Origin of the sequence: Citrobacter sp. Cpo090, from assembly GCF_030332665.1 — a bacterium.
Taxonomy (GTDB): Bacteria; Pseudomonadota; Gammaproteobacteria; order Enterobacterales; family Enterobacteriaceae; genus Citrobacter; species Citrobacter portucalensis.
On the sequence record NZ_JAOWHK010000025.1, the window covers coordinates 1,646,722 to 1,671,709 of the forward strand.

At 52.6% G+C, this 24,988-nt stretch carries 26 protein-coding genes, 1 other RNA gene and 1 pseudogene; 12 read left to right on the forward strand and 16 right to left on the reverse strand.

The features are described from left to right. Positions 1-12 precede the first annotated feature (12 nt). The 5 genes from acrB (at position 13) to OGY83_RS10615 (ending at position 5,590) form a co-directional block, all read left to right on the forward strand. On the forward strand, positions 13-3,162 hold the full coding sequence (acrB, locus tag OGY83_RS10595; RefSeq protein WP_063941319.1) for an efflux RND transporter permease AcrB: 3,150 nt from the start codon (positions 13-15) through the stop codon (positions 3,160-3,162). A gap of 487 nt (positions 3,163-3,649) precedes the next feature. After that, a complete protein-coding gene (gene tomB, locus OGY83_RS10600) occupies positions 3,650-4,024 on the forward strand; it encodes an Hha toxicity modulator TomB (protein WP_003021733.1) in 375 nt (124 codons plus the stop codon). 27 nt (positions 4,025-4,051) lie between these two features. Then, positions 4,052-4,270: a hemolysin expression-modulating protein Hha gene (gene hha, locus OGY83_RS10605; protein ID WP_002892050.1), complete on the forward strand. Its 219-nt coding sequence runs from the start codon at positions 4,052-4,054 to the stop codon at positions 4,268-4,270. 181 nt (positions 4,271-4,451) lie between these two features. Further along, complete coding sequence (gene maa / locus OGY83_RS10610) at positions 4,452-5,003, forward strand: maltose O-acetyltransferase (protein ID WP_286635839.1); 552 nt, start codon at positions 4,452-4,454, stop codon at positions 5,001-5,003. A gap of 116 nt (positions 5,004-5,119) precedes the next feature. Further along, positions 5,120-5,590, forward strand: a complete 471-nt coding sequence (locus tag OGY83_RS10615) for a YlaC family protein (RefSeq protein ID WP_020996574.1) — start codon at positions 5,120-5,122, stop codon at positions 5,588-5,590. 78 nt (positions 5,591-5,668) lie between these two features. On the opposite strand, the gene ykgO is transcribed toward OGY83_RS10615, so the two are convergent. Beyond that, complete coding sequence (ykgO, locus tag OGY83_RS10620; RefSeq protein ID WP_005125190.1) at positions 5,669-5,809, reverse strand: type B 50S ribosomal protein L36; 141 nt, start codon at positions 5,807-5,809, stop codon at positions 5,669-5,671. A gap of 1 nt (position 5,810) precedes the next feature. Further along, the gene (locus tag OGY83_RS10625) at positions 5,811-6,071 is read right to left on the reverse strand and encodes a type B 50S ribosomal protein L31 (RefSeq protein ID WP_079938360.1); all 261 of its coding nucleotides are present in this window, start codon (positions 6,069-6,071) and stop codon (positions 5,811-5,813) included. Positions 6,072-6,259: 188 nt separating this feature from the next. Between OGY83_RS10625 and pdeB the strand changes: the two genes are divergently transcribed. Beyond that, the gene (gene pdeB, locus OGY83_RS10630) at positions 6,260-7,813 is read left to right on the forward strand and encodes a cyclic di-3',5'-guanosine monophosphate phosphodiesterase PdeB (protein WP_079938361.1); all 1,554 of its coding nucleotides are present in this window, start codon (positions 6,260-6,262) and stop codon (positions 7,811-7,813) included. A 51-nt stretch (positions 7,814-7,864) separates the two neighbouring features. Here pdeB and OGY83_RS10635 read toward each other — a convergent pair whose 3' ends face one another. Both OGY83_RS10635 and yczE read right to left on the reverse strand, forming a co-directional pair. Next, on the reverse strand, positions 7,865-8,218 hold the full coding sequence (locus OGY83_RS10635; RefSeq protein WP_003831033.1) for a DUF1428 domain-containing protein: 354 nt from the start codon (positions 8,216-8,218) through the stop codon (positions 7,865-7,867). Between the two features lie 64 nt (positions 8,219-8,282). Next, positions 8,283-8,912, reverse strand: coding sequence for a membrane protein YczE (yczE, locus tag OGY83_RS10640; protein WP_286635840.1), 630 nt, complete (start codon positions 8,910-8,912; stop codon positions 8,283-8,285). Positions 8,913-8,999: 87 nt separating this feature from the next. On the opposite strand from yczE, the gene yczR reads away from it, so the two are divergent. Further along, the gene (gene yczR, locus OGY83_RS10645) at positions 9,000-10,427 is read left to right on the forward strand and encodes a MocR-like transcription factor YczR (RefSeq protein ID WP_286635841.1); all 1,428 of its coding nucleotides are present in this window, start codon (positions 9,000-9,002) and stop codon (positions 10,425-10,427) included. Positions 10,428-10,486: 59 nt separating this feature from the next. On the opposite strand, the gene OGY83_RS10650 is transcribed toward yczR, so the two are convergent. From OGY83_RS10650 to ffs, 3 genes are all read right to left on the reverse strand, one after another. After that, the gene (locus OGY83_RS10650; protein ID WP_079938364.1) at positions 10,487-10,705 is read right to left on the reverse strand and encodes a hypothetical protein; all 219 of its coding nucleotides are present in this window, start codon (positions 10,703-10,705) and stop codon (positions 10,487-10,489) included. After that, a complete protein-coding gene (locus tag OGY83_RS10655; RefSeq protein WP_286635842.1) occupies positions 10,702-10,953 on the reverse strand; it encodes a hypothetical protein in 252 nt (83 codons plus the stop codon). The genes OGY83_RS10650 and OGY83_RS10655 overlap by 4 nt, the downstream gene beginning before the upstream one ends. Before the next feature lie 198 nt (positions 10,954-11,151). Then, an RNA gene (gene ffs, locus OGY83_RS10660) (signal recognition particle sRNA small type) lies at positions 11,152-11,248 on the reverse strand. An 84-nt stretch (positions 11,249-11,332) separates the two neighbouring features. Between ffs and OGY83_RS10665 the strand changes: the two are divergent. Beyond that, positions 11,333-11,722, forward strand: a pseudogene (locus OGY83_RS10665) (MGMT family protein). A gap of 31 nt (positions 11,723-11,753) precedes the next feature. On the opposite strand, the gene OGY83_RS10670 reads toward OGY83_RS10665, so the two are convergent. After that, positions 11,754-12,323, reverse strand: a complete 570-nt coding sequence (locus OGY83_RS10670) for a YbaY family lipoprotein (protein ID WP_008783955.1) — start codon at positions 12,321-12,323, stop codon at positions 11,754-11,756. Positions 12,324-12,535: 212 nt separating this feature from the next. On the opposite strand from OGY83_RS10670, the gene tesB reads away from it, so the two are divergent. Further along, entirely contained in the window at positions 12,536-13,396 is an 861-nt protein-coding gene (gene tesB / locus OGY83_RS10675) for an acyl-CoA thioesterase II (protein WP_079938367.1), read from the forward strand. 50 nt (positions 13,397-13,446) lie between these two features. On the opposite strand, the gene amtB is transcribed toward tesB, so the two are convergent. The 5 genes from amtB to OGY83_RS10700 form a co-directional block, all read right to left on the reverse strand. Next, positions 13,447-14,733, reverse strand: coding sequence for an ammonium transporter AmtB (gene amtB, locus OGY83_RS10680; protein WP_286635843.1), 1,287 nt, complete (start codon positions 14,731-14,733; stop codon positions 13,447-13,449). A gap of 31 nt (positions 14,734-14,764) precedes the next feature. After that, positions 14,765-15,103 carry a P-II family nitrogen regulator gene (gene glnK, locus OGY83_RS10685; RefSeq protein ID WP_003021657.1) on the reverse strand — a complete coding sequence of 113 codons (339 nt, stop codon included), beginning with the start codon at positions 15,101-15,103 and terminating at the stop codon, positions 14,765-14,767. 248 nt (positions 15,104-15,351) lie between these two features. Then, positions 15,352-17,130 (reverse strand): SmdB family multidrug efflux ABC transporter permease/ATP-binding protein, encoded by a 1,779-nt coding sequence (locus OGY83_RS10690; RefSeq protein ID WP_286635844.1) that lies wholly within the window; start codon positions 17,128-17,130, stop codon positions 15,352-15,354. Beyond that, positions 17,123-18,895 (reverse strand): SmdA family multidrug ABC transporter permease/ATP-binding protein, encoded by a 1,773-nt coding sequence (locus OGY83_RS10695; protein ID WP_286635845.1) that lies wholly within the window; start codon positions 18,893-18,895, stop codon positions 17,123-17,125. Before OGY83_RS10695 ends, OGY83_RS10690 begins: the two co-directional genes overlap by 8 nt. 44 nt (positions 18,896-18,939) lie before the next feature. Next, positions 18,940-19,398, reverse strand: coding sequence for an Lrp/AsnC family transcriptional regulator (locus tag OGY83_RS10700; RefSeq protein WP_003021649.1), 459 nt, complete (start codon positions 19,396-19,398; stop codon positions 18,940-18,942). A gap of 116 nt (positions 19,399-19,514) precedes the next feature. Between OGY83_RS10700 and OGY83_RS10705 the strand changes: the two genes are divergently transcribed. Continuing rightward, positions 19,515-20,570, forward strand: coding sequence for a PLP-dependent cysteine synthase family protein (locus OGY83_RS10705; RefSeq protein ID WP_286635846.1), 1,056 nt, complete (start codon positions 19,515-19,517; stop codon positions 20,568-20,570). 50 nt (positions 20,571-20,620) lie between these two features. Here OGY83_RS10705 and cof read toward each other — a convergent pair whose 3' ends face one another. Beyond that, positions 20,621-21,439 (reverse strand): HMP-PP phosphatase, encoded by an 819-nt coding sequence (gene cof, locus OGY83_RS10710; RefSeq protein WP_079938372.1) that lies wholly within the window; start codon positions 21,437-21,439, stop codon positions 20,621-20,623. A 100-nt stretch (positions 21,440-21,539) separates the two neighbouring features. On the opposite strand from cof, the gene OGY83_RS10715 reads away from it, so the two are divergent. Both OGY83_RS10715 and queC read left to right on the forward strand, forming a co-directional pair. Continuing rightward, positions 21,540-23,240 carry an SgrR family transcriptional regulator gene (locus tag OGY83_RS10715; protein ID WP_286635847.1) on the forward strand — a complete coding sequence of 567 codons (1,701 nt, stop codon included), beginning with the start codon at positions 21,540-21,542 and terminating at the stop codon, positions 23,238-23,240. 65 nt (positions 23,241-23,305) lie between these two features. Then, positions 23,306-24,001, forward strand: coding sequence for a 7-cyano-7-deazaguanine synthase QueC (queC, locus tag OGY83_RS10720; protein WP_003021638.1), 696 nt, complete (start codon positions 23,306-23,308; stop codon positions 23,999-24,001). A gap of 105 nt (positions 24,002-24,106) precedes the next feature. Here the strand turns inward: queC and fadM are convergent, their stop codons facing one another. Both fadM and OGY83_RS10730 read right to left on the reverse strand, forming a co-directional pair. After that, complete coding sequence (gene fadM, locus OGY83_RS10725) at positions 24,107-24,505, reverse strand: long-chain acyl-CoA thioesterase FadM (protein ID WP_003021636.1); 399 nt, start codon at positions 24,503-24,505, stop codon at positions 24,107-24,109. Between the two features lie 106 nt (positions 24,506-24,611). Next, positions 24,612-24,986, reverse strand: coding sequence for a helix-hairpin-helix domain-containing protein (locus OGY83_RS10730; protein WP_286635848.1), 375 nt, complete (start codon positions 24,984-24,986; stop codon positions 24,612-24,614). Positions 24,987-24,988 lie beyond the last annotated feature (2 nt).

The following is a 24,988-nucleotide window of genomic DNA, read 5'->3' on the forward strand; positions in this document are numbered from 1 at the left end:
AGCCGTTAAGACATGCCTAATTTCTTTATCGATCGCCCAATATTTGCGTGGGTGATCGCCATTATCATCATGTTGGCAGGGGGGCTCGCGATCCTCAAATTGCCGGTAGCGCAATATCCGACTATTGCACCGCCAGCAGTGACGATCTCCGCGACCTACCCTGGCGCTGATGCCAAAACAGTACAGGATACTGTTACGCAGGTTATCGAACAGAATATGAACGGTATCGATAACCTGATGTACATGTCCTCTAACAGTGACTCCACGGGTACCGTGCAGATCACTCTAACCTTCCAGTCTGGTACTGATGCGGATATCGCGCAGGTACAGGTGCAGAACAAACTGCAGCTGGCCATGCCGTTGCTGCCTCAGGAAGTACAGCAGCAAGGGGTTAGCGTTGAGAAGTCATCCAGCAGCTTCCTGATGGTTGTAGGTGTTATCAACACCAACGGCACCATGACGCAGGAGGATATTTCCGACTACGTTGGCGCCAACATGAAGGATGCCATTAGCCGTACTTCAGGTGTGGGTGATGTTCAGCTGTTCGGTTCTCAGTACGCGATGCGTATCTGGATGGATCCGAACAAACTGAACAACTTCCAGCTGACGCCGGTTGATGTAATCAGCGCCATCAAAGCGCAGAACGCCCAGGTTGCAGCCGGTCAGTTAGGTGGTACGCCGCCGGTGAAAGGCCAGCAGCTTAACGCGTCAATCATCGCGCAAACCCGTCTGACCTCCGCTGATGAATTCAGTAAAATTCTGCTGAAAGTGAATCAGGATGGTTCCCAGGTTCGTCTGCGTGACGTGGCGAAAGTGGAACTGGGCGGTGAGAACTACGACATCATTGCGAAGTTCAACGGTAAACCGGCATCCGGTCTGGGTATCAAGCTGGCGACAGGTGCTAACGCCCTGGATACAGCAAACGCTATCCGCGAAGAACTGAAGAAGATGGAGCCGTTCTTCCCGTCAGGTCTGAAGATCGTTTACCCGTATGACACCACGCCGTTCGTGAAAATCTCTATTCACGAAGTAGTGAAAACGCTGGCGGAAGCAATCATCCTCGTGTTCCTGGTAATGTATCTGTTCCTGCAGAACTTCCGCGCGACGCTGATTCCGACTATCGCCGTGCCGGTGGTGCTCTTGGGTACGTTTGCCGTCCTGGCGATTTTCGGCTTCTCGATAAACACGCTGACGATGTTCGGGATGGTGCTCGCCATCGGCCTGTTGGTGGATGACGCCATCGTTGTGGTCGAGAACGTTGAACGTGTAATGGCTGAGGAAGGGCTACCGCCGAAGGAAGCAACGCGTAAATCGATGGGCCAGATTCAGGGCGCACTGGTGGGTATCGCGATGGTACTGTCAGCGGTATTTATCCCAATGGCGTTCTTCGGGGGTTCTACCGGTGCAATTTACCGTCAGTTCTCCATCACCATTGTTTCCGCGATGGCACTGTCTGTACTGGTGGCATTGATTCTGACCCCGGCCCTGTGTGCGACCATGCTCAAACCGATTGCTAAAGGCGATCACGGAGAAGGCAAAAAAGGCTTCTTCGGCTGGTTTAACCGCATGTTCGATAAGAGCACGCACCATTACACCGATAGCGTGGGCGGTATTCTGCGCAGCACCGGTCGTTATCTGGCGCTGTATCTGATCATCGTCGTGGGCATGGCCTATCTGTTCGTTCGTCTGCCAAGTTCGTTCCTGCCAGATGAAGACCAGGGGGTATTCCTGTCTATGGCTCAGTTGCCAGCGGGTGCAACGCAAGAGCGTACCCAGAAGGTGCTGGATGAAATGACGGATTACTACCTGACCAAGGAAAAAGCGAACGTTGAATCGGTGTTTGCCGTTAACGGTTTCGGTTTTGCAGGTCGTGGTCAGAACACCGGTATCGCGTTCGTTTCTCTGAAAGACTGGAGTGAACGTCCAGGCGAAGAGAACAAGGTTGAGGCGATTACTCAACGTGCGATGGGCGCATTCTCGCAGATTAAAGACGCGATGGTCTTTGCCTTTAACCTGCCAGCTATTGTGGAGTTAGGGACCGCGACCGGTTTCGACTTCCAGTTGATTGACCAGGCAGGTTTGGGTCATGAGAAGTTGACTCAGGCGCGTAACCAGCTGTTTGGTGAAGTTGCGAAGCATCCTGATCTGTTGGTCGGCGTACGTCCTAACGGTCTGGAAGATACCCCGCAGTTCAAGATCGATATCGATCAGGAAAAAGCGCAGGCTCTGGGTGTTTCCATTAGTGACATTAATACAACGCTGGGTGCAGCATGGGGCGGAAGCTACGTGAATGACTTCATCGACCGTGGTCGTGTGAAGAAAGTTTACGTCATGTCTGAAGCGAAATACCGTATGTTGCCGGAAGATATTGGAAACTGGTACGTCCGCGGTAGCGATGGACAGATGGTACCGTTCTCCGCCTTCTCTACTTCGCGTTGGGAATACGGCTCACCGCGTCTGGAACGCTATAACGGTCTGCCTTCCATGGAAATCTTAGGCCAGGCCGCTCCGGGTAAAAGTACCGGTGAAGCCATGGCAATGATGGAGCAACTGGCCAGCAAACTGCCTTCCGGTATCGGTTATGACTGGACCGGTATGTCCTACCAGGAACGACTGTCCGGCAACCAGGCCCCTGCCCTGTATGCCATTTCACTGATCGTCGTGTTCTTGTGTCTGGCAGCGTTGTACGAGAGTTGGTCAATTCCGTTCTCCGTAATGCTGGTTGTACCGCTGGGTGTTATCGGTGCATTGCTGGCAGCAACGTTCCGCGGCCTGACCAACGACGTTTACTTCCAGGTAGGCCTGCTCACAACCATTGGGTTGTCGGCGAAGAACGCGATACTTATCGTCGAATTCGCCAAAGACTTGATGGATAAAGAGGGTAAAGGTCTGATAGAGGCGACGCTGGACGCAGTACGCATGCGTTTACGTCCAATCCTGATGACGTCACTGGCCTTTATTCTGGGCGTAATGCCGCTGGTCATCAGCTCCGGCGCAGGTTCCGGTGCGCAGAACGCCGTTGGTACTGGCGTAATGGGTGGGATGGTGACGGCAACCGTGTTGGCGATCTTCTTTGTTCCGGTGTTCTTTGTGGTGGTACGCCGCCGCTTTAGCCGCAAAAATGAAGATATTGAGCATAGCCACTCAGTAGAGCATCATTGATACATCTCTAAAGATAAGGCCGCGCAAGCGGCCTTTTTTCTGGAAAAATCATAAAAATCACTTATTGCCATTCCGTTTATTTTCTCTCGGGTAAATAAGCGATATAATCCTTGTAGCCTTAAAGGCTATTCTTAAAAAAACAGCGAGAGTTCTTATTTACTTTAATAAATATTAAGATTAATCCTATCCACTGGTTCACATTGTCGGTTGTTGCCTTTCGTTGCTAAACCTAAACAAGATAACCCGATGATTGCCCGAAGAATAAAGAATTTGTCCCATTTCGAATAGCGGCATTTATCTGTTAAAATGTAAAAATGACGTAGCATCATAATTTTACATAATTGTAATTTTTCGTGATATGACGATGAAATCTTTTTTAGAGTAGATTATAGTTAAATCATCAGGAGTCGCGGGCAAGTTCCAGGTAGTTGTTGTATCCATCCCGAAGGTGTTCGGTTAGTTTAAGCCACTAAGAAGGGGATGCGTTATGGATGAATACTCACCCAAAAGACATGATATCGCGCAGCTTAAATTTCTCTGCGAAACTCTGTATCATGACTGTCTTGCAAACCTTGAACAAAGTAACCATGGCTGGGTTAATGACCCTACCTCTGCAACCAGCTTGCAGCTCAATGAACTGATAGAGCATATTGCAACCTTCGCACTTAATTATAAAATTAAGTACAATGAGGACAATAAGCTGATCGCGCAGATAGATGAATACCTGGATGACACTTTTATGTTGTTCAGCAGTTATGGTATTAATACGCAGGATCTGCAGAAATGGCGGAAGTCAGGTAATCGACTGTTTCGCTGTTTTGTCAATGCCACCAGGGCTAATCCTGTTAGTTTGTCTTGTTAAAAATTATTACAATCATAGGTAAGAGTTATGTCCGATAAACCATTAACTAAAACAGATTATTTGATGCGCCTGCGACGTTGCCAGACAATTGATACGTTAGAGCGCGTTATTGAAAAAAATAAATATGAATTGTCCGACAACGAACTGGCTGTATTTTACTCAGCAGCAGATCATCGCCTTGCTGAATTGACCATGAATAAGCTTTACGACAAGATTCCAACTTCTGTTTGGAAATTCATTCGCTAATTGCACTCAAGGGTAAGTCAGGTATAGCGGTACAGTTGTCTGGCTAACCATTTTCGTATTTACAATGGTTATTTAATTCAAATCGCGTGACTATGATCACAGCAAAGAAGCGGGAACGTTCCCCTTTTTTGCATTACGTTTTACTGTGCTGAAATAACCATCAGTACACAGGGAATTCGTAATGCGTAATGAAAAGCAAAAAATGATCGCCGGCGAATACTATCGCCCGGCAGATGAAACGCTGCGCAGTGAACGGCTACGCGCTCGTCAGTTGATCCATCGCTACAATCTCACCGCTCCCGATGAAAAAAATGAGCGTCAGGCAATCCTGCGTGATCTGTTAGGTCAGAGTGAGGGGGCCTATATTGAACCTTCTTTCCGTTGTGATTACGGTTATAACATCTATCTTGGTAAAGATTTTTACGCTAATTTCGACTGCGTTATGCTAGACGTCTGTCCAATTCATATTGGCGACAACTGCATGCTGGCACCTGGCGTTCATATCTATACCGCGACCCATCCGCTGGATGCTACCGAGCGCAACAGTGGCCTGGAGTTCGGAAAGCCCGTGACTATCGGCAACAATGTCTGGATAGGTGGCCGTGCAGTGATCAATCCCGGCGTCACGCTGGGCGATAACGTGGTTGTGGCATCAGGCGCAGTAGTCACTAAAAGCGTTCTGGCCAACACCGTGGTTGGGGGCAATCCCGCAAGGATCATCAAAACGCTGTGATCTTAAATGTAACTGTTATGCTAAATTGCGGTTAATCTGTTACTTTCTTCAAAGGGTATCCCCTTTTAAAATAGGGCGATCCCTCCTGAATTTTGCAGATATCACGAAGGCAAGAGATGACAGAAATACAGCGCCTGCTTACTGAAACAATCGACGATTTAAATATTCGCGAGAAGCGCGACAACAAACCGCGCTTTAGCATCAGCTTTATTCGCAAACACCCAGGGCTGTTTATCGGCATGTATGTTGCGTGGTTTGCCACGCTGGCGGTGATGCTACAATCAGAAACGTTAGTCGATTCAGTATGGCTGCTGGTGGTACTGTTCGTTGTACTCAACGGCTTTTTCTTTTTCGACGTTGCGCCACGATACCGCTTTGAAGACATCGACGTTCTGGATTTTAGAGTTTGCTATAACGGAGAATGGTACAACACGCGCTTTGTCCCCTCCTCACTCATCGATACTATCCTGCACTCACCGTCCGTGGATAGCGAACATAAAGCGCAACTGCAAAAGATGATATCGCGCAAAGGCGAACTCTCGTTTTACGATGTCTTTACGCTTACCCGCGCCCAGACCAGCCAGTAACGACATCTCAGCATAAATAAAAAAAGTGCGTTCCTGCGAAGGCAACGCACTTTAATCCCTGAAATGCTGGCAAAGAAACTAACGTCTTTTTTTACGCCCCTGTACTGCTTTAAAGCGCGGATTCGTTTTGCAGATAACGTACAAACGCCCTTTGCGTTTTACTATCTGGCAGTCAGGATGGCGCTGTTTTGCGCTGCGAAGTGAATTGAGTACCTGCATTTTAACCCCGCTTAGCGCCAATAAAATGACCAAAACGTTTTTGGAAACGTGCTGCACTACCTTCATTATCAAAGGTTTTTTGTTTCCCGGTATAGTACGGATGCGATTTAGAAGAGATATCGAGGGTCACGTACGGGTACATTTCCCCCTCAAACTCAATTTCACGCTCAGTCTTGATGGTCGAACCGACCTTAAAGAATTCATTGGCACTGGTATCGTGAAACACCACGGTACGGTAAAAAGGATGAATATCCGGTTTCATGACAACCTCAATTTGTTACGTTATAACATAACCAATAAAATACACCACTCTTGTACAAACCACAACCTGATTTACGCTACTGGGAGTTAAACGGGATGATAAGTGGCCGTAAATATATGATGCCAATCGAATAGCTTTTTGGGGTTTCGGATATACTTTCCCTACGCTGTGTAAATAAGGATATCACTGTGACAACACGACATCTGATAAGCCTGGTGACTGGGGTACTGTTCCTTTCTATCCTCGCGCCTGTAGGTTTAAGCCTGTGGCTGGCGCATCGTCAGGTCGAAACGAAATTTATCGATGAACTCGATATGTTCTCAACGCGAGTCGCATTACGTACGGAACGCGTAGGCGAGCAGGCGAAAAAAGCATTGCGCCATATTGAAGCATTTCAGGGGGTGCCTTGTAGTGAAGAGCATCTACTGGAAATGCGTCGTTTGTCATATAGCTACCGCTATATTCAGGAAGTGCTGTACCTCAAGGATAACGTTCCGCAATGCTCATCTCTGGAAAAAAGAAGCCAGGCTGACGCATTTCCACCCGCAATGAAAGTCACGCCTGATGGATATCGCGCATGGCTTACCACGCAAAATGATTTGGGCATCAAGCGCTTTATGGCAGCATTAGGGAGCGAACATTATATTGTGATGGTCGATCCGGGTTCTTTTATTGACGTCATCCCGTTTGGCTCATGGCCGATTGAAGTGACTATCATTGGCACCGTGCGCAACGTCGTGGTTGCCAGTAGCGCCGATCTGCCATCGGACGTTTTGCAGCATGTACAGCAAGAACGATCGATTACTCATTTTAAAAAAGATGGCAGCATTTATAACGCCCGCCCCTTTCCTGAGTTAGGCATCACGATCGTAACCTGGGCTTCCACCCTGCCATTGCAAAAAACCTGGCACCGGCAGGCACTGATCTGGCTCCCGGCAGGCATTCTTATCGGCTTGCTCACCGCCGCCTTTGTTTTGCGTATTTTGCGCCGCTTGCAGTCGCCCCATCACCAGTTGCAGGATGCTATCCAGCATCGGGACATCAAAGTCCACTACCAACCAATTATCTCGCTCAAAACGGGGAAAGTTGTTGGGGCAGAGGCACTGGCTCGCTGGCAGCAGGCCGACGGAAGCTATCTGTCGCCGGAAATCTTTGTCGCGCTGGCGCATGAAACCGGGATGACAGAGTCCCTCACCCGGTTGATCATTGAAAGCGTATTTGAAGATTTAGGCAAATGGCTGCGTCAGCACCCGGAGCAGCATATATCCATCAACCTTGAGTCAGCCGATCTGTCCTCCGAAACGCTTCCTGCCCTGTTAAGCCAGAAGGTGAACCACTGGCAACTTAAGCCTGCGCAAATCGCGCTGGAGCTCACTGAACGCGAATTTGCCGACCCGAAAAACAGCGCGCCGTTTATTGCCAAATACCGTCAGGCTGGTCATTCAATCTATATTGATGACTTTGGTACCGGCTATTCCAGCCTGAGTTATTTGCAGGATCTGGATGTAGACATCCTGAAGATAGACAAATCGTTCGTCGATGCGCTGGAGTACAATAACGTCACGCCGCATATCATCGAGATAGCGAAAACGCTGAAACTTGAAATGGTGGCGGAAGGTATCGAAACCGAGAATCAGGAAGCCTGGTTACGCAAGCACGGCGTGCAGTACGGTCAGGGCTGGCTTTACAGCAAAGCGCTGCCGAAAGCGGAATTTATTCTGTGGGCAGAAAAACGGCTTTAACATGGCTGTTGATGTTGAGATGGCTGGCGGCACGCCGCACAGCCAGTCACATCACTCTTCCATAATGGGCGCAAATCCACCGTAGATCATTCGCTTGCCATCAAATGGCATAGATTCACCGAATTCCTTCATACGGGGATCGGACATCATCTTCTGATTCGCCGCGTCGCGGACCTCTTTGGAAGGGTATTCAATCCAGCTGAATACCACTTCTTCATGATCCTGCGCTTTCACCGCCATGCGAAAATCGGTCAATTTGCCGTCAGGGACATCATCTGCCCAGCACTCCACCACGCGCAATGCACCGAACTCCTTGAACAGCGGAGCTGCTTTTGCCGCCATCGCAATGTACGCCTCCTTGTTTTCAGCGGGTACGGCAACCACAAAGCCATCAACATACTTCATGAGAAAAACCTCCGAAGTGTACTGCGCGGCAAGCCGATTCCGGCCGCGTCAGTCGAGGTTAAGTTTAGTCTCCAGCAGTCGATCGCGCCCCAGGCGTATTCTTGATGCGAATACGAGCCTGCGGCTGATGCCGAAACCACGGCAGGCAAAGCTGAATGAGCGGCCCGATAGCCAGGGCATACAGCACCGTACCAACCCCCACGGTTCCTCCCAGCAACCAACCGATAAGCAGTACCGACACTTCGATTGCGGTTCGAATCCGCCGTACCGGCCAGCCGGTACGTGCGTGGATACCAGTCATCAGACCGTCACGCGGACCGGCGCCAAAACCGGCGCCAATGTACAGGCTGGTTGCTAACGCATTCAGGATCACCGCTGACACCAACAGCCCGCTGCGCGCCAGCAGGGATTCAAATCCCGGAATCACCAGCAGCGCGACATCTGCCGCTAGCCCGATCATAATCACATTGCTAAACGTGCCAAACCCTGGACGCTGGCGCAGCGGTATCCACGCCAGCAGCACCAACACACCCACGGCAATAATCACCACGCCGATATTCATCGACAATAAATTGGCTACACCCAGGTGAAACACGTTCCACGGATCGGCCCCTAAATCGGCACGGACAAACATCGCCGTCGACACACCGTACAGCGTCAGCCCGATAAACAGCTGAAGTAAACGACGCAGCATGCTTTTCCCCTCTCACTCTCAGATAACTTTCATCTTCACCGCAATTGGCACTATGATTAATGTCCAGTTTTCAAAAAGTGGACTGCTATGTCATCTCGCCGTTACGGAAGCCAGTCTTTGCAGCGCCTGCTCGGACACTGGCAGGAAAGCCCCTCGCGAACGCCCATCTGGCGACAGCTGGCAGAAGGGTTACGTCTGCTTATCCTCGATGGTCGGCTGGCGCTGGATAGCCGCTTACCGGGTGAACGCGAGCTCGCCGTCGTCCTGCAAGTAAGTCGAACTACCGTCGCCAGCGCTATGGCGCAACTGCGTGAAGAGGGATATCTGGAAAGCCGTCATGGTAGCGGCTCACGGGTGATCCTGCCGGAACATATTCGCCATGTGCCAACCCGGACCAGCACCGGCACAGCGCTTGATTTGTCCACGGCAGCGCTAAGTGCCGGACCCGAAATTCATCAGGCTTACCAGCAGGCGCTGTTCGCGATGCCGCAGCATTTGCTGAGCTCCGGGTATTTGCCACAGGGACTGTCGGTTTTGCGTGAATCTATCGCCCGGCATTATTGTGAACGCGGACTCCCGACGCAGCCCGATGAAATCATGGTTGTAAACGGCGCTGTCAGCGGTCTGGCGTTGATCCTGCGTTTACTCACCGGCCCCGGCGATCGCGTAGTGGTCGATCACCCCACTTATCCGCTGGCGATTGCCGCGATTCAAGGCGCATCCTGTCGCCCCGTCGGCGTGTCACTGCCCGAACACGGTTGGGATACTGCAGGTCTTGTCGCTACCCTTGCGCAAACTGCACCGAGAATGGCCTATCTGATGCCGGACTTTCACAACCCGACCGGGCGTTGCATGGACGCTGCAACTCGCCAGGTCGTGGCAGATATTGCTGAAAGGACCCGCACCACGTTGGTGATTGATGAGACGATGGTGAACCTGTGGTATGACGCCCCACCGCCGCCGCCGCTTGCCGCATATAACCGCAATGCGCCGATCATCCTGCTGGGATCTGCCGGGAAAAGTTTTTGGGGGGGATTGCGTCTGGGCTGGATCCGGACGTCGGCGCGAACCATTGCGGCGCTGGTACAAACCCGCGACACCTTCGATTTAGGCTCCCCGGTGCTTGAACAACTCGCCACCAGCTGGCTGCTGGATAACGCCGACGACTTTCTTCCTGACAGAAGACGGCTACTCACATCGCAGCGAGATCTGTGCTCGGACCTGATGAACGCACATTTCCCGGAATGGCAGTTTACCCAGCCGCAGGGAGGACTCTCTTTCTGGGTTGAACTGCCCGATACGCTGGCAACGCTATTCGCTACGCGCGCCGAAAGCGCAGGCATTCAGTTGGGAACCGGTACGCGTTTCGGTCTTGATGGTGCATTTGACCGCTTTTTGCGTATGCCCTTCGCGTTACCGGATGACACAGCGCGTGCAGCCTTCCGGGTGTTGCAACCCATTTGGGATAACCTGCGTTTGCAGGCCAGCAGCGGGAAAATACGTAAAATAATCTAAACGACGAGTCAAAGGACTCGTCTTTGAATGCCGTGATGGACGAGGATGTCCCGGCAATATTACCGCTGAGGAGGAACCGGAAACCCCTTCAGAGAAATCACGAAATCCTCACCGTCTTTCTTAATTTTTGCCCCGGCATCACACCAGTCGGAGGCAATACGGAAGAACTCATCGCTGCCGACGTTCCAGCTCAGACGAACATGTTTCACATAACCGGAGCGCAGCATTTCACAGGCTTCGCCATAATTACAGGCGGTTGAGAGCGGTTGTTGTTTCATTTTTTCTTCTTCAGTAGTCTTCGCAATGCTTTGATTTCTTTAGGAGTCAGTGCTTCAACCACGGATTCTTCCGTATGCTGGCTATCGATATCCTCAGCGGAGACTCCCGCCTCTTCAACGGCGGAAAACGCGATCAGCATTAGTTTTTCCGTCGCGATACTTAAATTTTCGTTATGCACTTCAGCGTAATGGCGAAGCTTTTCTTTTAGCGCCTCATCAATTTTGACATTCAATACAGCGGTCGACATCGTAGAAAATCCTTGTGGTCAGCCAAAACACACCGAATGTAAGACCCCGTCGTTACAGTGCGATGGCGGCGGCAAAAGCATCAAATAACATCCCCGAAACACATTGACAGCATTTGATGACAATAAAATGACAATACGATGACAAAGAAAAGAAGATAAGCAGAGGGGAAATTGCCGGGCGGCAGAATTGGGTGGGGGCCCTGCCAGCTACATCCCGGCACACACGTCATCTGCCTTGGCTGCTTCCTTCCGGACCTGACCTGGTAAACAGAGTAGTGTTGCGGGAGAACCAACAGAGCCCCCATTGAGAGCGTTGTTAACCAACGCGCAGGCGCATTATCACTGCTGCACCCTGTAATTGCAACCCATCCAGCATCGGATGCTGTTTTCTTGTGCAATGCGGCTTCACTCCCTCACCATTCGGCATTATGCTGGAGGATTAGCGCAGGAATAAATAATGGATATACAAGACACTTTCCCCCAACGCGTCTGGCAAATCGTCGCGTCAATCCCCGAAGATTTCGTCACCACGTATGGCGATGTTGCCAGACTTGCCGGTTCGCCGCGTGCTGCACGCCAGGTAGGCGGCGTGCTTAAGCGTCTCCCCGAAGGCAGCACTTTGCCCTGGCATCGGGTGGTTAATCGTCATGGTGCCATTTCGCTGACCGGCCCCGACCTGCAACGACAGCGTCAGGCGTTGCTGGCAGAAGGAATAGTTGTTTCAGGGAGCGGGCAGATAGATTTACAGCGTTATCGCTGGGTGTACTAACCCTCTCCAGGCGGAGAGGGTTACGACTGCCTTAATACTGCGTGGGAGCAGGAACGGCAGAAGAGGGATTTACCTGGGTTGGTGACGTTGACGGCACCGTGGTGGTTGCCCCACCGCTCGCCTGAACCGGTACTGCCGTTTGCTGTACAGGGACCAGCGTCAGATCGGCTTTCGTACCACCCTGATTAATGACCGTCTGAACGGTATCAGTAATAAAGACCAGTTTGTCATTAACCGTAATTGCCGCACTCAGCAGAATACGGGCGTTAGGCTGAATATCTGCCGGGTTAAACGGTAATACGAAGCTGAATGGCGCCTGTTTACCCTCAGTACGGACCGCTTTTTGCGACAGTACTTTTGACGGCGCATCGGCCAGCGACGCATCCGACAGCGTAACGGTCAGCACCGCATCGGGTGGCAAGGCCACTTTTTGGCGGATCCATACTGTACCGGAAACATTGGGCTGCTGAATTTTAGACTGTGTGTCAGCAATTGACGTATTAGGGCTTGGCGCAGGTGTCTGAATATCCGCGCTTTTATCAGCACAAGCCGCAAGAGCGACCGCAACCGCTAAACCACTTACCATGTGCACGAGTTTCATTAAATTCTCCTTATCATCTATGCACCAGCGAGAACTTTCCTCGCCAGAAGAGTGGTTAACAAAAACATAACGTGACTAAGTGTGGCACAAGACAGCTGTTTTTGCCTGTAATAGGCCTTTAATTCAGACAATTGCACCCATCGGACCACTTTCAAAATTGCGTTATACTCTGCCTACCTCGCTGCGAGAACGATATAACCTGGAGAGCACGTATGAGTCTGGCGCTGAAAAATTTGCTGACATTGTTAAATCTGGAAAAAATTGAAGAAGGACTCTTTCGGGGCCAAAGTGAAGACTTAGGGTTGCGTCAGGTTTTTGGGGGACAGGTTGTCGGTCAGGCGCTGTATGCCGCCAAAGAAACAGTACCGGAAGAGCGTCTGGTCCACTCGTTTCACAGCTACTTTTTACGCCCCGGCGATAGCCAAAAGCCCATCATCTATGATGTGGAAGTCCTGCGTGATGGTAACAGCTTCAGCGCGCGCCGCGTTGCCGCAATCCAGAATGGTAAACCCATTTTTTACATGACCGCCTCTTTCCAGGCGCCGGAAGACGGATTTGAACATCAGAAAACCATGCCGGATGCACCGGGTCCCGATGAGCTGAAATCAGAAACAGAAATTGCCCGCTCAGTGGCGCATTTACTGCCGCCGCTGTTGAAAGAAAAATTTATCAACGATCGTCCATTGGAAGTGCGCCCGGTTGAGTTTCACAACCCCTTAAAAGGTCACGTCGCACCTCCGTCGCGCCAGGTATGGATCCGCGCTAACGGTGAACTGCAGGACGATCTGCGCGTCCATCAATATCTGCTGGGTTATGCCTCAGACCTGAACTTCCTGCCTGTTGCGCTGCAGCCGTACGGGATTGGTTTTTTGGAAAAAGGGATTCAGATCGCCACCATTGACCATTCAATGTGGTTCCACCGTCCGTTCAATATTAATGAGTGGCTGTTGTATAACGTCGAGAGCACTTCGGCCTCCGGTGCCCGGGGTTTTGTACGCGGAGAGTTTTATACCCAGGACGGCGTACTGGTCGCCTCTACCGTGCAGGAAGGGGTGATGCGTAATCGCAATTGAGAATTACCGGATGGTGGCGCAAAAGCGTTGCCATCCGGCAGATTGAAACATCAAGCGTTGTAGGCGTTCTCGCCGTGACTGTTCACATCCAGACCTTCACGCTCCTGCTCTTCCGGTACGCGCAGACCCACTGTCATATCCGCCAGCTTATAGCCAATGAAGGCCACTACGCCGGACCAGACAATGGTGATCGCCACGCTTTCCAGTTGCACCAGCAGCTGATGCCCCATGGTCACGCCCTCAGCAAAGCCCACGCCGCCCAGAGAGCTGGCAGCGAAAACGCCGGTCAGGATGCAGCCAACAATACCGCACACGCCGTGCACGCCAAACACGTCACACGGATCGTCCACACGCAGAAAACGCTTCAGCATAGTCACACCCCACAGGCCAGCCAGCCCCGCAACCACACCGATAATCAGCGCTCCGCCGACACCAATGTAACCACATGCCGGTGTTACGCCCACCAGACCCGCAATAGCACCGGAACAGGCGCCCAGCAGAGACGGTTTACCACGCAGCGCCCATTCACCGAAGATCCATCCGAGGATGGCAGCAGCAGTTGCGACCACGGTATTGACGAAGGCCAGTGCGGCAATCTCATTCGCCGTTCCCGCTGAACCGGCGTTGAAGCCAAACCAACCAATGTACAGAATAGCGGTACCAGTGAAGACCATCGGCAGGTTATGCGGTTTAAAAGCCTCTTTGCCAAAACCAACGCGTTTGCCAATCAGATACGCACCAACCAGACCGGCAATCGCTGCGTTGATGTGCACGACCGTCCCGCCGGCAAAATCCAGTGCGCCATGAGAAGCCAGCAATCCGCCGCCCCAGACCATATGGGCAATGGGGATGTACGACAGCGTTAACCATACCACCACAAAAATCAGCACCGCAGAGAAGCGAATACGTTCAGCCAGCGCCCCAACAATCAGCCCAACGGTGATGCAGGCAAAAGATCCCTGAAAAGCAACGTGAATGTACTGGTAGAAACTCCCCGTGACCGCCGTCAGCGCGATGTTCTTCAGCAATACCCAGTTGAAGTTGCCGAAGAAATTATTCCCTTCGCCAAAGGCCAGTGAGTAGCCATAAACCACCCATAGAATACAAACCAGAGCGAATGTCACCGTAACCTGAGTCAGCATCGACAGCACGTTCTTACCGCGAATCAAACCGCCGTAGAACAGCGCAATGCCAGGGATAGTCATAAACAGCACCAGCGCGGTACAGATCATCATAAAAGCGTTATCTGCTTTATCCGCAACCGCCGGTGCCGACATCGCCAGTCCCGGCAGCAGCGCCAGTGAGGCAATACCCGTTTTCATCGTTGCTATCTTCATTTTTTGGTTTCCTATCACTGTGTGCCAGAAGTTACAGTGCGGCTTCGTCGGCTTCGCCGGTACGAATACGAATCACACGTTGCAGCTCGGCGACGAAGATTTTGCCGTCGCCAATTTTTCCGGTGTATGCCGCCTTACTGATGACATCAATCACGCCATCCAGTTGGTCGTCGGCAATCGCCACATCAATCTTCACCTTTGGCAGAAAATTGACGCTATATTCAGCCCCACGGTACAGCTCAGCATGACCTTTCTGTCGGCCAAACCCCTTCACTTCGGTGACGGTCAGCCCCTGAATACCAATAGACGACAGTGCTTCACGGACGTCTTCCAGTTTGAACGGTTTGATTACCACGGTAACCAGCTTCATAGATCCCCTCCAGTCAGAATTCAGTAGTGGCTGCAGATACACGAGAGGAATATTGCAAGGGATGTGCCAGGAATGAAAAACGCGGAATGATTCAGGTTCGCCGGGTACTGCCGGGAGAGAAAAAGAAAAAACGCACTATAACGGTGCATAGTGCGTTACATTTTTGCACCAGATTGTTGATTGCCGGATGGCGGCATAAACGCCTTACCCGGCCTGCGATACCGCGTGGCCGGATAAGCGCTGTGCCGTCAGGCGATAACAGAATCCTCTTGCGTGCTGGCGGCTAACTCTTCGCCCGCCAGCTGCAGCTGATACATCTGCCAGTAACGACCTTGCGCCGCCAGTAATTGCTGGTGCGTACCACGCTCAACCGCCTGACCGCGATGCAGTACCAGAATGGTATCCGCATCGACAATCGTCGATAACCGATGCGCAATCACCACCAGCGTAGTGTGTTCACGGACCGCCGCCAGCGCATGCTGAATGGCCTGTTCAGTACCGGAATCAATACTGGCCGTGGCTTCATCGAGGATCAGCACCTGCGGCGTTTCAACCAATACCCGCGCCAGCGCCAGCAGTTGTTTCTGCCCAACGGAGAGATTATTGCCCTGCTCACCCAGCCGGGTATGAATCCCCTCGCTCAAGCCCCGAGCCAGTTCAGCCAGTTGCACGGTCTCCAGCGCCTGCCAGACCCGCTCTTCTGAGATATCGCGACCCAGCGTGACGTTTGCCAGGAAGGTATCCGCCATCACCACCGGATCCTGCTGCACCATCGCGACGCCCTGACGTAACGCACCGTGGCTCAGAGAAGACAACGGACGTCCGTCAAGGCGGATTTCCCCCTGCGTCAGCGGGTAGTAACCCATCAGCAGGCTGGCCAGCGTACTTTTGCCGCTACCGGTGTGTCCGACCAAAGCCACAAAGCTGCGCGAAGGCACGGACAGACTGATGTTTTGCAGCACCAGATTGTCGTCGCGATAGGCAAATGAAACGTTATCCACCTCAATGTCTCCGCTTTTGAGCGGGCGATCGTCTTCACCATAGCGCTGACGAGGCCCGTCCATCAGTTCGAACACTCGCTCACCGGCGACAACCGCCTGCTGCAGCATTGATTGCTGGGTGGTCAGCTCGATCAGCGGTTCATTCAAACGACCAAGGTAGCTGATGAACGCGTACAGCACGCCAACCTCGATGGAGGTGCCAGAGGTAAAACTGAACAGCATCAGCAAACCGCAGAGGATTAGCGCCGAGAAAAGGCTTAGCAGCGGACGCAGCAAAAAGCCATCCAGTCGCAGGGTCTGCATTCGCGCCATATAGTGCGAGCGGCTGGCCTCCCCCATTCTTTCGCCAAATCGCGCCTGCTGGCGGAACTGCTGGATAACGCTCATGCCGTTGATGACTTCGTTAAAGCCATCGTTAATATCCGCCAGATAAGCGCGCACCCGACGCACAATCGGGGTGCTGTAGCGTTGGTAAATCACCATCACCACCAGCACCGCCGGGAAAATGGCCATTGCCACCAGCGCCATGCGCCATTCCAGGCTGAACATTGCCACCAGCATCGCGCCGATTAAGGCCGCACTGCGCAGGACCGTTGCGACCACCGTCACGTACAGGTCGCGAATCACTTCGGTGTCATTGGTCACGCGTGAGATAAGCTGCCCGACGGGCTGAGTATCAAAGGCGCTGAGCGGTTGGCGCAGCGCAGCGTCCATTACGTCGGTGCGTAACTGTTGTACTACGCCAACCGCCACCTGGTTAAACAGCAATGACTGCGCGTAATGCAACCCTGCAGCCAGCAGTTGCAGACCGACATAGGCGGCAACCAGCCCGGCAACCATCGCCAATGGCAGATTGTTCTTCGCCACCATGTTATCGATAAAATAGCTAATCAGCAGCGGACCGCTGACTTCCGCCGCCGCAGCCACCCACAGCATGACTACTGCAATCGCTAACTGTTTTCGCCATGGTGAACCATACGCCAGTAATCTTTTCAGAGTTGGCCATAATTGCCCGAAACTACGCATTAGCCACCTCCTCGTTTATCTCTGGTGCATCAGACAGCGCCGCTTCCAGTTGCTGATAGCGGTACATATCGCGATACCAGCCGGGCTGTTGCACTAAAGATTCATGCTCACCGCGCTGGGCAATATGCCCATGCTGCATCACGATAATCTCGCTGGCTTCCGTCAGGGCCGATAAACGGTGAGCGCTAATAATCACGGTTCGGCCTTCGCCCCACTGGCGCAGGTTATGCAGGATCTGATGTTCGGTACGACCATCCACCGCCGACAGCGCATCATCCAGAATCAGAATTTCAGCGTTCAGCAGTAGCGCTCGAGCGATAGAAATACGCTGTTTTTGCCCGCCAGACAGCATCACACCGCGTTCGCCCACTTCGGTGTCATAGCCCTGCGGAAGACGTAAAATATCCTCATGAACGCTGGCAAGGCGCGCCACATGCTCGATCTCTTCCTGCGTGGCCTGCGGACGTCCTAAAGCGATGTTATTACCGACGGTATCTGAAAAAAGGAATGGCGTCTGGCTGACAACCGCCAGCCGGCTGCGCCAGCTATCCAGCTGTAAGCGCGTTAATGGGATATCATGAAAGCGCACATCGCCCTGGGTGATATCAAAATGACGCTGGATCAGCGACAGCACCGTACTTTTCCCCGCGCCGGTCGGACCACAGATGCCCAGCATCTGCCCTGGTTTAAGCTGAAAACTCACATTTTCCAGCGCCGGGTGGGTGGTTTGTGGGTAGCAAAATTCGCGAATCGCCACCGCCAGCTCGCCGCGTCCTTCCGGCACAGGTTCAGTACCGTCATCCACTACCGGCGCTTCTGCCAGCATGGCGCGAATTCGGCTATATGCGGCGCTGCCACGCTCGACGATATTAAACATCCAGGCCAGCGCCAGCATCGGCCAAATCATCAGACCGAGATACATCATAAAGCTGGTGAGCTGCCCGAGCGTCAGCGAGCCGTGAACCACCATCCAGCTTCCCCCGGCAATCGCCAGCAGGTTAGCCATACCAATGGCGATATAAATCGTGGGATCAAAGCGGGCATCAATGCGCGCCACGCGCAGGTTTTTCTTACCGGTATCTTCAGCATCAGCGGCAAATAATGCCGACTGCCGATCCTCCAGACCAAAAGCCTTGATCATACGAATACTGGTCAGGCTTTCCTGTGTACGGTCGTTGAGACTGGAAAACGCCGCCTGCGCCAGCTTAAAACGGTTATGGAGTCGATCACCGTAACGTTTGATCATTATCGCCATCACCGGCATCGGCAGCAGCGCAATCAACGTCAGTTGCCAGCTTATCTGCGTTGACATCACGATCAGTACTGCACATCCCATGACCAGCGAATCCACCAGCGTCAGCACGCCTTCTCCGGCAGCAAATACGACGCGATCGACATCGTTGGTTGCCCGCGCCATCAGATCGCCCGTACGGTGACGCAGATAAAATTCTGGATGCTGGCGACTCAACTGACGGTAATAATCTTCCCGCAGCTCAACCGCCAGCTGGTAGGATGCGCCAAACAGCAGCACGCGCCAGACATAGCGCAGCAAATAAACCACCACGGCAATCAGGGCAATTGTCCCCACCCACATCAGCAGGCGCTCGGTAGTGAAGCGTTGAGTCGTCACGCCATCGACAATGATCCCGACCACTTTCGGCGGAATAAGCTGAAGGATAGCGATGATGATAAGCAGGGCCACTGCCCCGAGGTAGCGACGCCACTCCCGGCGGAAGTACCAGCTTAATTGAGCAAATAATCGCACGCGTTATGTCCTGACAAGATTTCCGGCAAGAAGCGCCGGGAGAATTATTCAATAGGTAGAGCAGTTGTGTATTTGATCTGTTCCATCGCAAAGCTGGAGGTGACGTCAGACAGGCCCGGTACGCTGTTCACCAGGCGCTTATAGAATTCATCATAGCTTTTCATATCAGCGACCTGCACTCGCATTAGGTAGTCATACTCCCCTGCCATACGCCAGAACCCCAGAACCTCCGGCATTCCTGTCACTTCAGTGACAAAGCGGCAATACCATTCGCTGCTGTGATGCTGAGTTTTGATCAGCACAAATGCGGTAAGTCCCAGCCCCAGCTTTTCTGGATCCAGCAGAGCAACTCTGCCCAGCAGAACACCGTCATCCTCAAGCCGTTTGAGACGTTTCCAGCAGGGGGTGGTAGTCAGATTAACGGCATCTGCTAACGCCTGCAAAGAAAGGGTGCAGTCCTGTTGCAGTAAGCCGAGTAGCTTGCGGTCAATTTTGTCTAACATAACCACTCCACAGAGAAGAATTTTCTCCTTACATTCTATTTTAAAGGCTAAATGGCAACAATTTTTTCCGTGCTTTTCGCTATTCTGGGCACAAAATGACAAACGGATATCTTTTAATGATGAATAGCTCCTGGGTTAAAAACGCCATCAATGAAATCAACGCAGATTATCAGCGTTCTGCGGATACGCATCTCATTCGTCTGTCGCTACCGGCGTTCCCGGGCATTCAGATCTATTTAAAAGATGAGAGCACGCATCCGACCGGGAGCCTGAAGCATCGTCTGGCGCGCTCACTGTTTCTGTACGGATTGTGCAATGGATGGATCAAAGAAGGCACCACCATCATTGAATCATCATCCGGTTCAACGGCGGTCTCTGAGGCTTATTTCGCTCGACTGTTAGGGCTGCCGTTTATTGCCGTCATGCCTTCCTGTACGGCGAAACGTAAAATTGAACAGATCGAATTTTACGGTGGTCGCTGCCATTTCGTGGAAAGCGCCTGCGAAATCTATGCGGCCTCTGAGCAGCTGGCGCATGAGCTCAACGGTCATTACATGGACCAGTTCACTTACGCTGAGCGCGCCACCGACTGGCGCGGCAATAATAATATCGCCGACAGCATCTTTCGTCAGATGCAGTGCGAGCCCAACCCCGTTCCCCGCCATATCGTGATGAGCGCCGGAACCGGCGGCACCTCCGCAACCATTGGCCGCTATATCCGCTGTCAGGGCTACGACACTGAACTGATGGTAGTGGACCCGGAAAACTCGGTCTTTCTGCCCTTCTGGCAGGACCGCGATGCTACGTTACGCAGCCCGGTAGGAAGTAAAATTGAAGGTATCGGGCGTCCGCGCGTAGAACCGTCTTTCATTCCTGACGTGGTCGATGAAATGCTGCGCGTGCCGGATGCCGCAAGCGTGGCCACCGCACACTGGCTGGAAACGCAGTTGGGCCGCAAAGTCGGCGCCTCTACCGGTACCAACATGTGGGGGACGCTGCAGCTTGCCACTCGTATGCGCGATGCAGGCGTTACCGGTTCGCTGGTGACACTGTTGTGTGACAGCGGCGAACGCTATCTGGAAACCTACTACAACCCAGAGTGGGTCGACGCGCACATCGGTGATTTAACGCCGTGGAAAGCGGAGCTCGCCCGACTACTGAACACCCATTAATGGGATAAAAAAAAGCCAGACGCGAAGTCTGGCTTGCTGGAAGGGATCTCTCATTCGGGGGAATAAGGTAGATGTGGATTGTCCAGCCAATGCGTCAAAAAGTGTGACACTGCCTGATTACGGCAATGCCCAATCACCGGTAAATGAGGCAGTTCAGCAATCAGTTGCGGCATCGCGTTGCCCATAATCAGGCCGCGCCCAACGCTGCCTAACATTTCGCGATCGTTCATGGCATCGCCAAACGCCATACACTCAGCCATTGAATACCCTAAGTGGTCGCTCAATACCGCCAACGCAGATCCTTTGTTACAGCCCAGCGGCAGCACCTCAAGGCAATCAAACGCGGAAAAACAGAGATTCGCCTGTTCACCCAGCGCTTCATTCAGTTGAATGCGCAATTGGATCAGAGAGTCATGATCGCCGCAGAAACAGACTTTCGTGACCTGATGCGCCGGAATACGTTTCACATCGACGATCTGGTAGCTAAATCCGCTATACACATGCGCCTGCAGCAGCGAGGGGATCTCTTGTCCGGTGAACCAACCATTGTCATTAAAGACATGCATGCTGGCCGTAGTATCCCACTTCTGATGTAACACAATATCCGCGACATTCGGATCCAGATCCTGACGGTGTAATACATCCCCCTCAAGAGAGTGAATGCGCGTGCCATTCCCCGTGATCAAAAAGGCGTCCAGTGAGATAGAGCCTAAAATATGGCGCATCTCAAGCACATGGCGACCGGTAGCAAATGTCAGAGTAATATCGCGTTCACGCAGGCGCGACAGCGTTGAAAGCGTTTCGTCACCTAAATGGTGATTCGGCATCAAAAGGGTGCCATCCATATCAAATGCAGCCAGACGAGCCATTTCTTTCTCCACACTGTGACGCGGTTAACTTGTGCTCCAGTATCACCTGAGATATACGGAAGTAATAGTGAATAGATAAAATGAATTGTTCCGGGTTTATATGCGATTATTGAATCGACTGAATCAGTACCAGCGCCTGTGGCAACCGTCGAACGGCGAACCACAGTCAGTGACCGTGGGCGAACTGGCCGAACGCTGTTTTTGTAGCGAACGCCATGTGCGTACCCTGCTAAAGCAAGCGCAGGATGCGGGCTGGCTGGAGTGGCACGCCCAGTCGGGGCGCGGGAAACGCGGACAGCTGCGCTTTTTAGTCACCCCAGATTCACTGCGCAACACCATGATGGAACAGGCGCTGCAAAAGGGAGAACAGCTCAGCGTGCTGGAACTGGCTCAGTTGGCGCCGGGCGAATTAAGAACGCTGCTACAGCCGTTTATGGGCGGCCAGTGGCAAAACGACACGCCAACACTGCGTATCCCCTATTACCGTCCACTCGACCCTTTGCACCCTGGATTTCTCCCCGGTCGCGCAGAGCAACACCTCGCCGGACAAATATTTTCTGGCCTGACCCGGTTCGACAGTAAGACGCAACGCCCCTGTGGAGATTTAGCTCATCACTGGAATATCTCCGCCGATGGCCTGCGCTGGGATTTCTATATTCGTTCCACCCTGTACTGGCATAACGGCGATGCGGTCAGCAGCACGCAGCTACATCAGCAGTTGCTGAAGCTGTTAGAACTCCCCGCGCTGAATAAGCTATTTATCAGCGTAAAGCGCATTGAGGTGACGCATCCCCAGTGTCTGACCTTTATTCTGCATCGTCCCGACTTCTGGCTGGCGCACCGTCTGGCAAGCTACAGCAGTCACCTGGCGCATCCTGAGCACCCGTTTGTGGGTACCGGCCCGTTCCGGTTGACGCTGTTTACTCCGGAGCTGGTGCGTATCGAGAGCCACGATCACTACCATCTGAGTCATCCGCTACTGAAAGCCATTGAATACTGGATAACCCCGCAGCTCTTCTCCCAGGATTTGGGCACCAGCTGTCGCCATCCGGTGCAAATTGCGATTGGTAAACCCGAAGAGTTGCCTATGCTAAGCCAGGTAAGCAGTGGGATCAGCCTCGGTTTTTGCTATCTCACGCTACGAAAAAGCACGCGCCTGAATACGCAGCAGGCCCGTCGACTGATCAACATCATCCACCGTTCTTCCCTGCTACAAACGCTTGAAGTGGATGAAAATCTGATCACGCCAAGCAATGCACTGCTGCCCGGATGGACTATCCCGCAATGGGATGAACTCGACGAGGTGGCATTACCGGAAAAGCTGACGCTGGCTTATCACCTGCCGGTAGAACTCCACGCTATGGCTGAACAGCTTCGCCAGGCGCTGGCGCTGATCGGCTGTGAATTAACGCTCATTTTTCATAATGCTAAAAACTGGGATGGCGATCATCCCCTAGCCCAGGCCGACCTGATGATGGGCGACAGGCTGATTGGTGAGGCACCTGAATATACTCTCGAACAGTGGTTGCGCTGCGATCAGCTGTGGTCACATGTATTGAACGCGCCAGCATATACACATTTGCAAACGACCCTGGATGCCCTGCAAATCCAGGCTGATGAGGACGATCGCCACGCGGCTTTACAACAAGTTTTCGCCACGCTAATGCATGACGCCATCCTGACGCCGCTGTTCAATTATCACTATCGCATCAGCGCGCCACCGGGGGTGAACGGCGTACGCCTGAATCCTCGTGGCTGGTTCGAGTTTACCGAAGCCTGGCTGCCACCTCCTTCAGCGTGAAGAAGCTGGTCGGCGACACGCCCAGGCGCTACCATAAGCGCTTTCGTTATTTGTCAGGAAAAGCCATGAAACGTGCCGTTGTTGTATTCAGTGGGGGTCAGGACTCCACGACTTGTCTGGCGCAAGCGCTGCATCAGTATGATGAAGTGCATTGCGTGACCTTTGATTATGGTCAGCGCCATCGCGCTGAGATTGATGTCGCACGTGACCTGGCCTTAAAACTTGGCGCACGCGCGCACAAAGTGCTTGATGTCACGCTGCTCAGTGAACTGGCTGTCAGCAGCCTGACCCGCGATAACATTCCGGTACCTGATTACGAACCGGATGCGAACGGTATTCCCAACACCTTTGTGCCCGGACGCAATATTCTGTTCTTAACGCTGGCAGCAATTTACGCGTACCAGGTGCAGGCAGAGGCGGTCATTACTGGCGTTTGCGAAACAGATTTCTCTGGATACCCGGACTGTCGCGATGAGTTCGTTAAAGCCCTGAACCATGCCGTGAGCCTGGGGATGGCAAAAGATATTCGCTTTGAAACCCCACTGATGTGGATTGATAAAGCCGAAACCTGGGCACTGGCCGATTACTGGGGCAAGCTGGACCTGGTACGCGAAGAAACGCTGACCTGCTATAACGGCATCAAAGGTGACGGTTGCGGTCACTGTGCGGCGTGTAATCTGCGTGCCAACGGCCTGAACCATTATCTGGCGGATAAACCGGCAGTGATGGCGGCAATGAAGCAGAAAACCGGGTTAAAGTGATTGTATTGCCGGATGGCGCTTTGCTTATCCGGCCTACCGGCAGTTGCAGTAACTCATGTAGGCCGGATAAGACGCTTGAGCGTCGCCTTCCGGCAGCCGCAGCCACTACTGCACCATCTGCTCCAGTTTTTCGCGCAACTCCCCTTCCAGCGGCAGCGCTTTTTGCGTCTTCAAATCAATACAGACGAACGTAATCAACGCATCAGCCACCACCTGTCCTTCCGGCTCCAGGGTAATGGTCTGGTTTAACACGCCACTTTTGCCATTTAGCTGTTGGACCTGGCTGGTAATGGTCAGCAGGTCGCTCAGCACCGCAGGGCGGCGGTAGTTGATATTAATATTCACGACCACAAAAGCGATGTTGTGAGCAGTCATCCACTGAAAGCTGTCGCTGTTTTCCAGACCATCCCAGCGGGCTTCTTCCAGAAACTCCAGATAGCGGGCATTGTTAACGTGCTGATAGACATCGAGATGGAAACCACGAACTTTGATTTGTGTTTGCATAGCGCAGGAGCCTTACGTTGTTTTTATAGGAATAGATTTCAGGGTAAAGAGGTCATAACTGGTATGACCTCTACAGTCTGGCAAACTTTCAGCGCTCTGCAAGTTATTAGAGTGTTAAAACTGCCAGGTTACGCTCAACCAGTGAACTGCCCATGCCCGGCACCTGCTTTAAATCGTCCACCGTTTTAAACGGCCCGTACTCCTCACGATAGCTCACAATCGCCTGCGCTTTCTTTAGACCCACGCCATTCATGACCCGCGCTAAATCCTCCGCAGAAGCGCTGTTGATGCTTACCCTGGTGCCTTCATTGTCGCTTGTTTTAGCGGGCAGTGTGGCTTTGCTTTGTGCCGCCCCTGAGTTTTCCGCTTTGGTTTGAGTCGCCAGGCTTTTGGCGACAGGCTCAGCCGCCAATGCGGTTTGGGCCATACCAGCGCAGGTCAATGAGAGAGTGATAAGCAGAGCTTTGATTCCATGTTTCATAC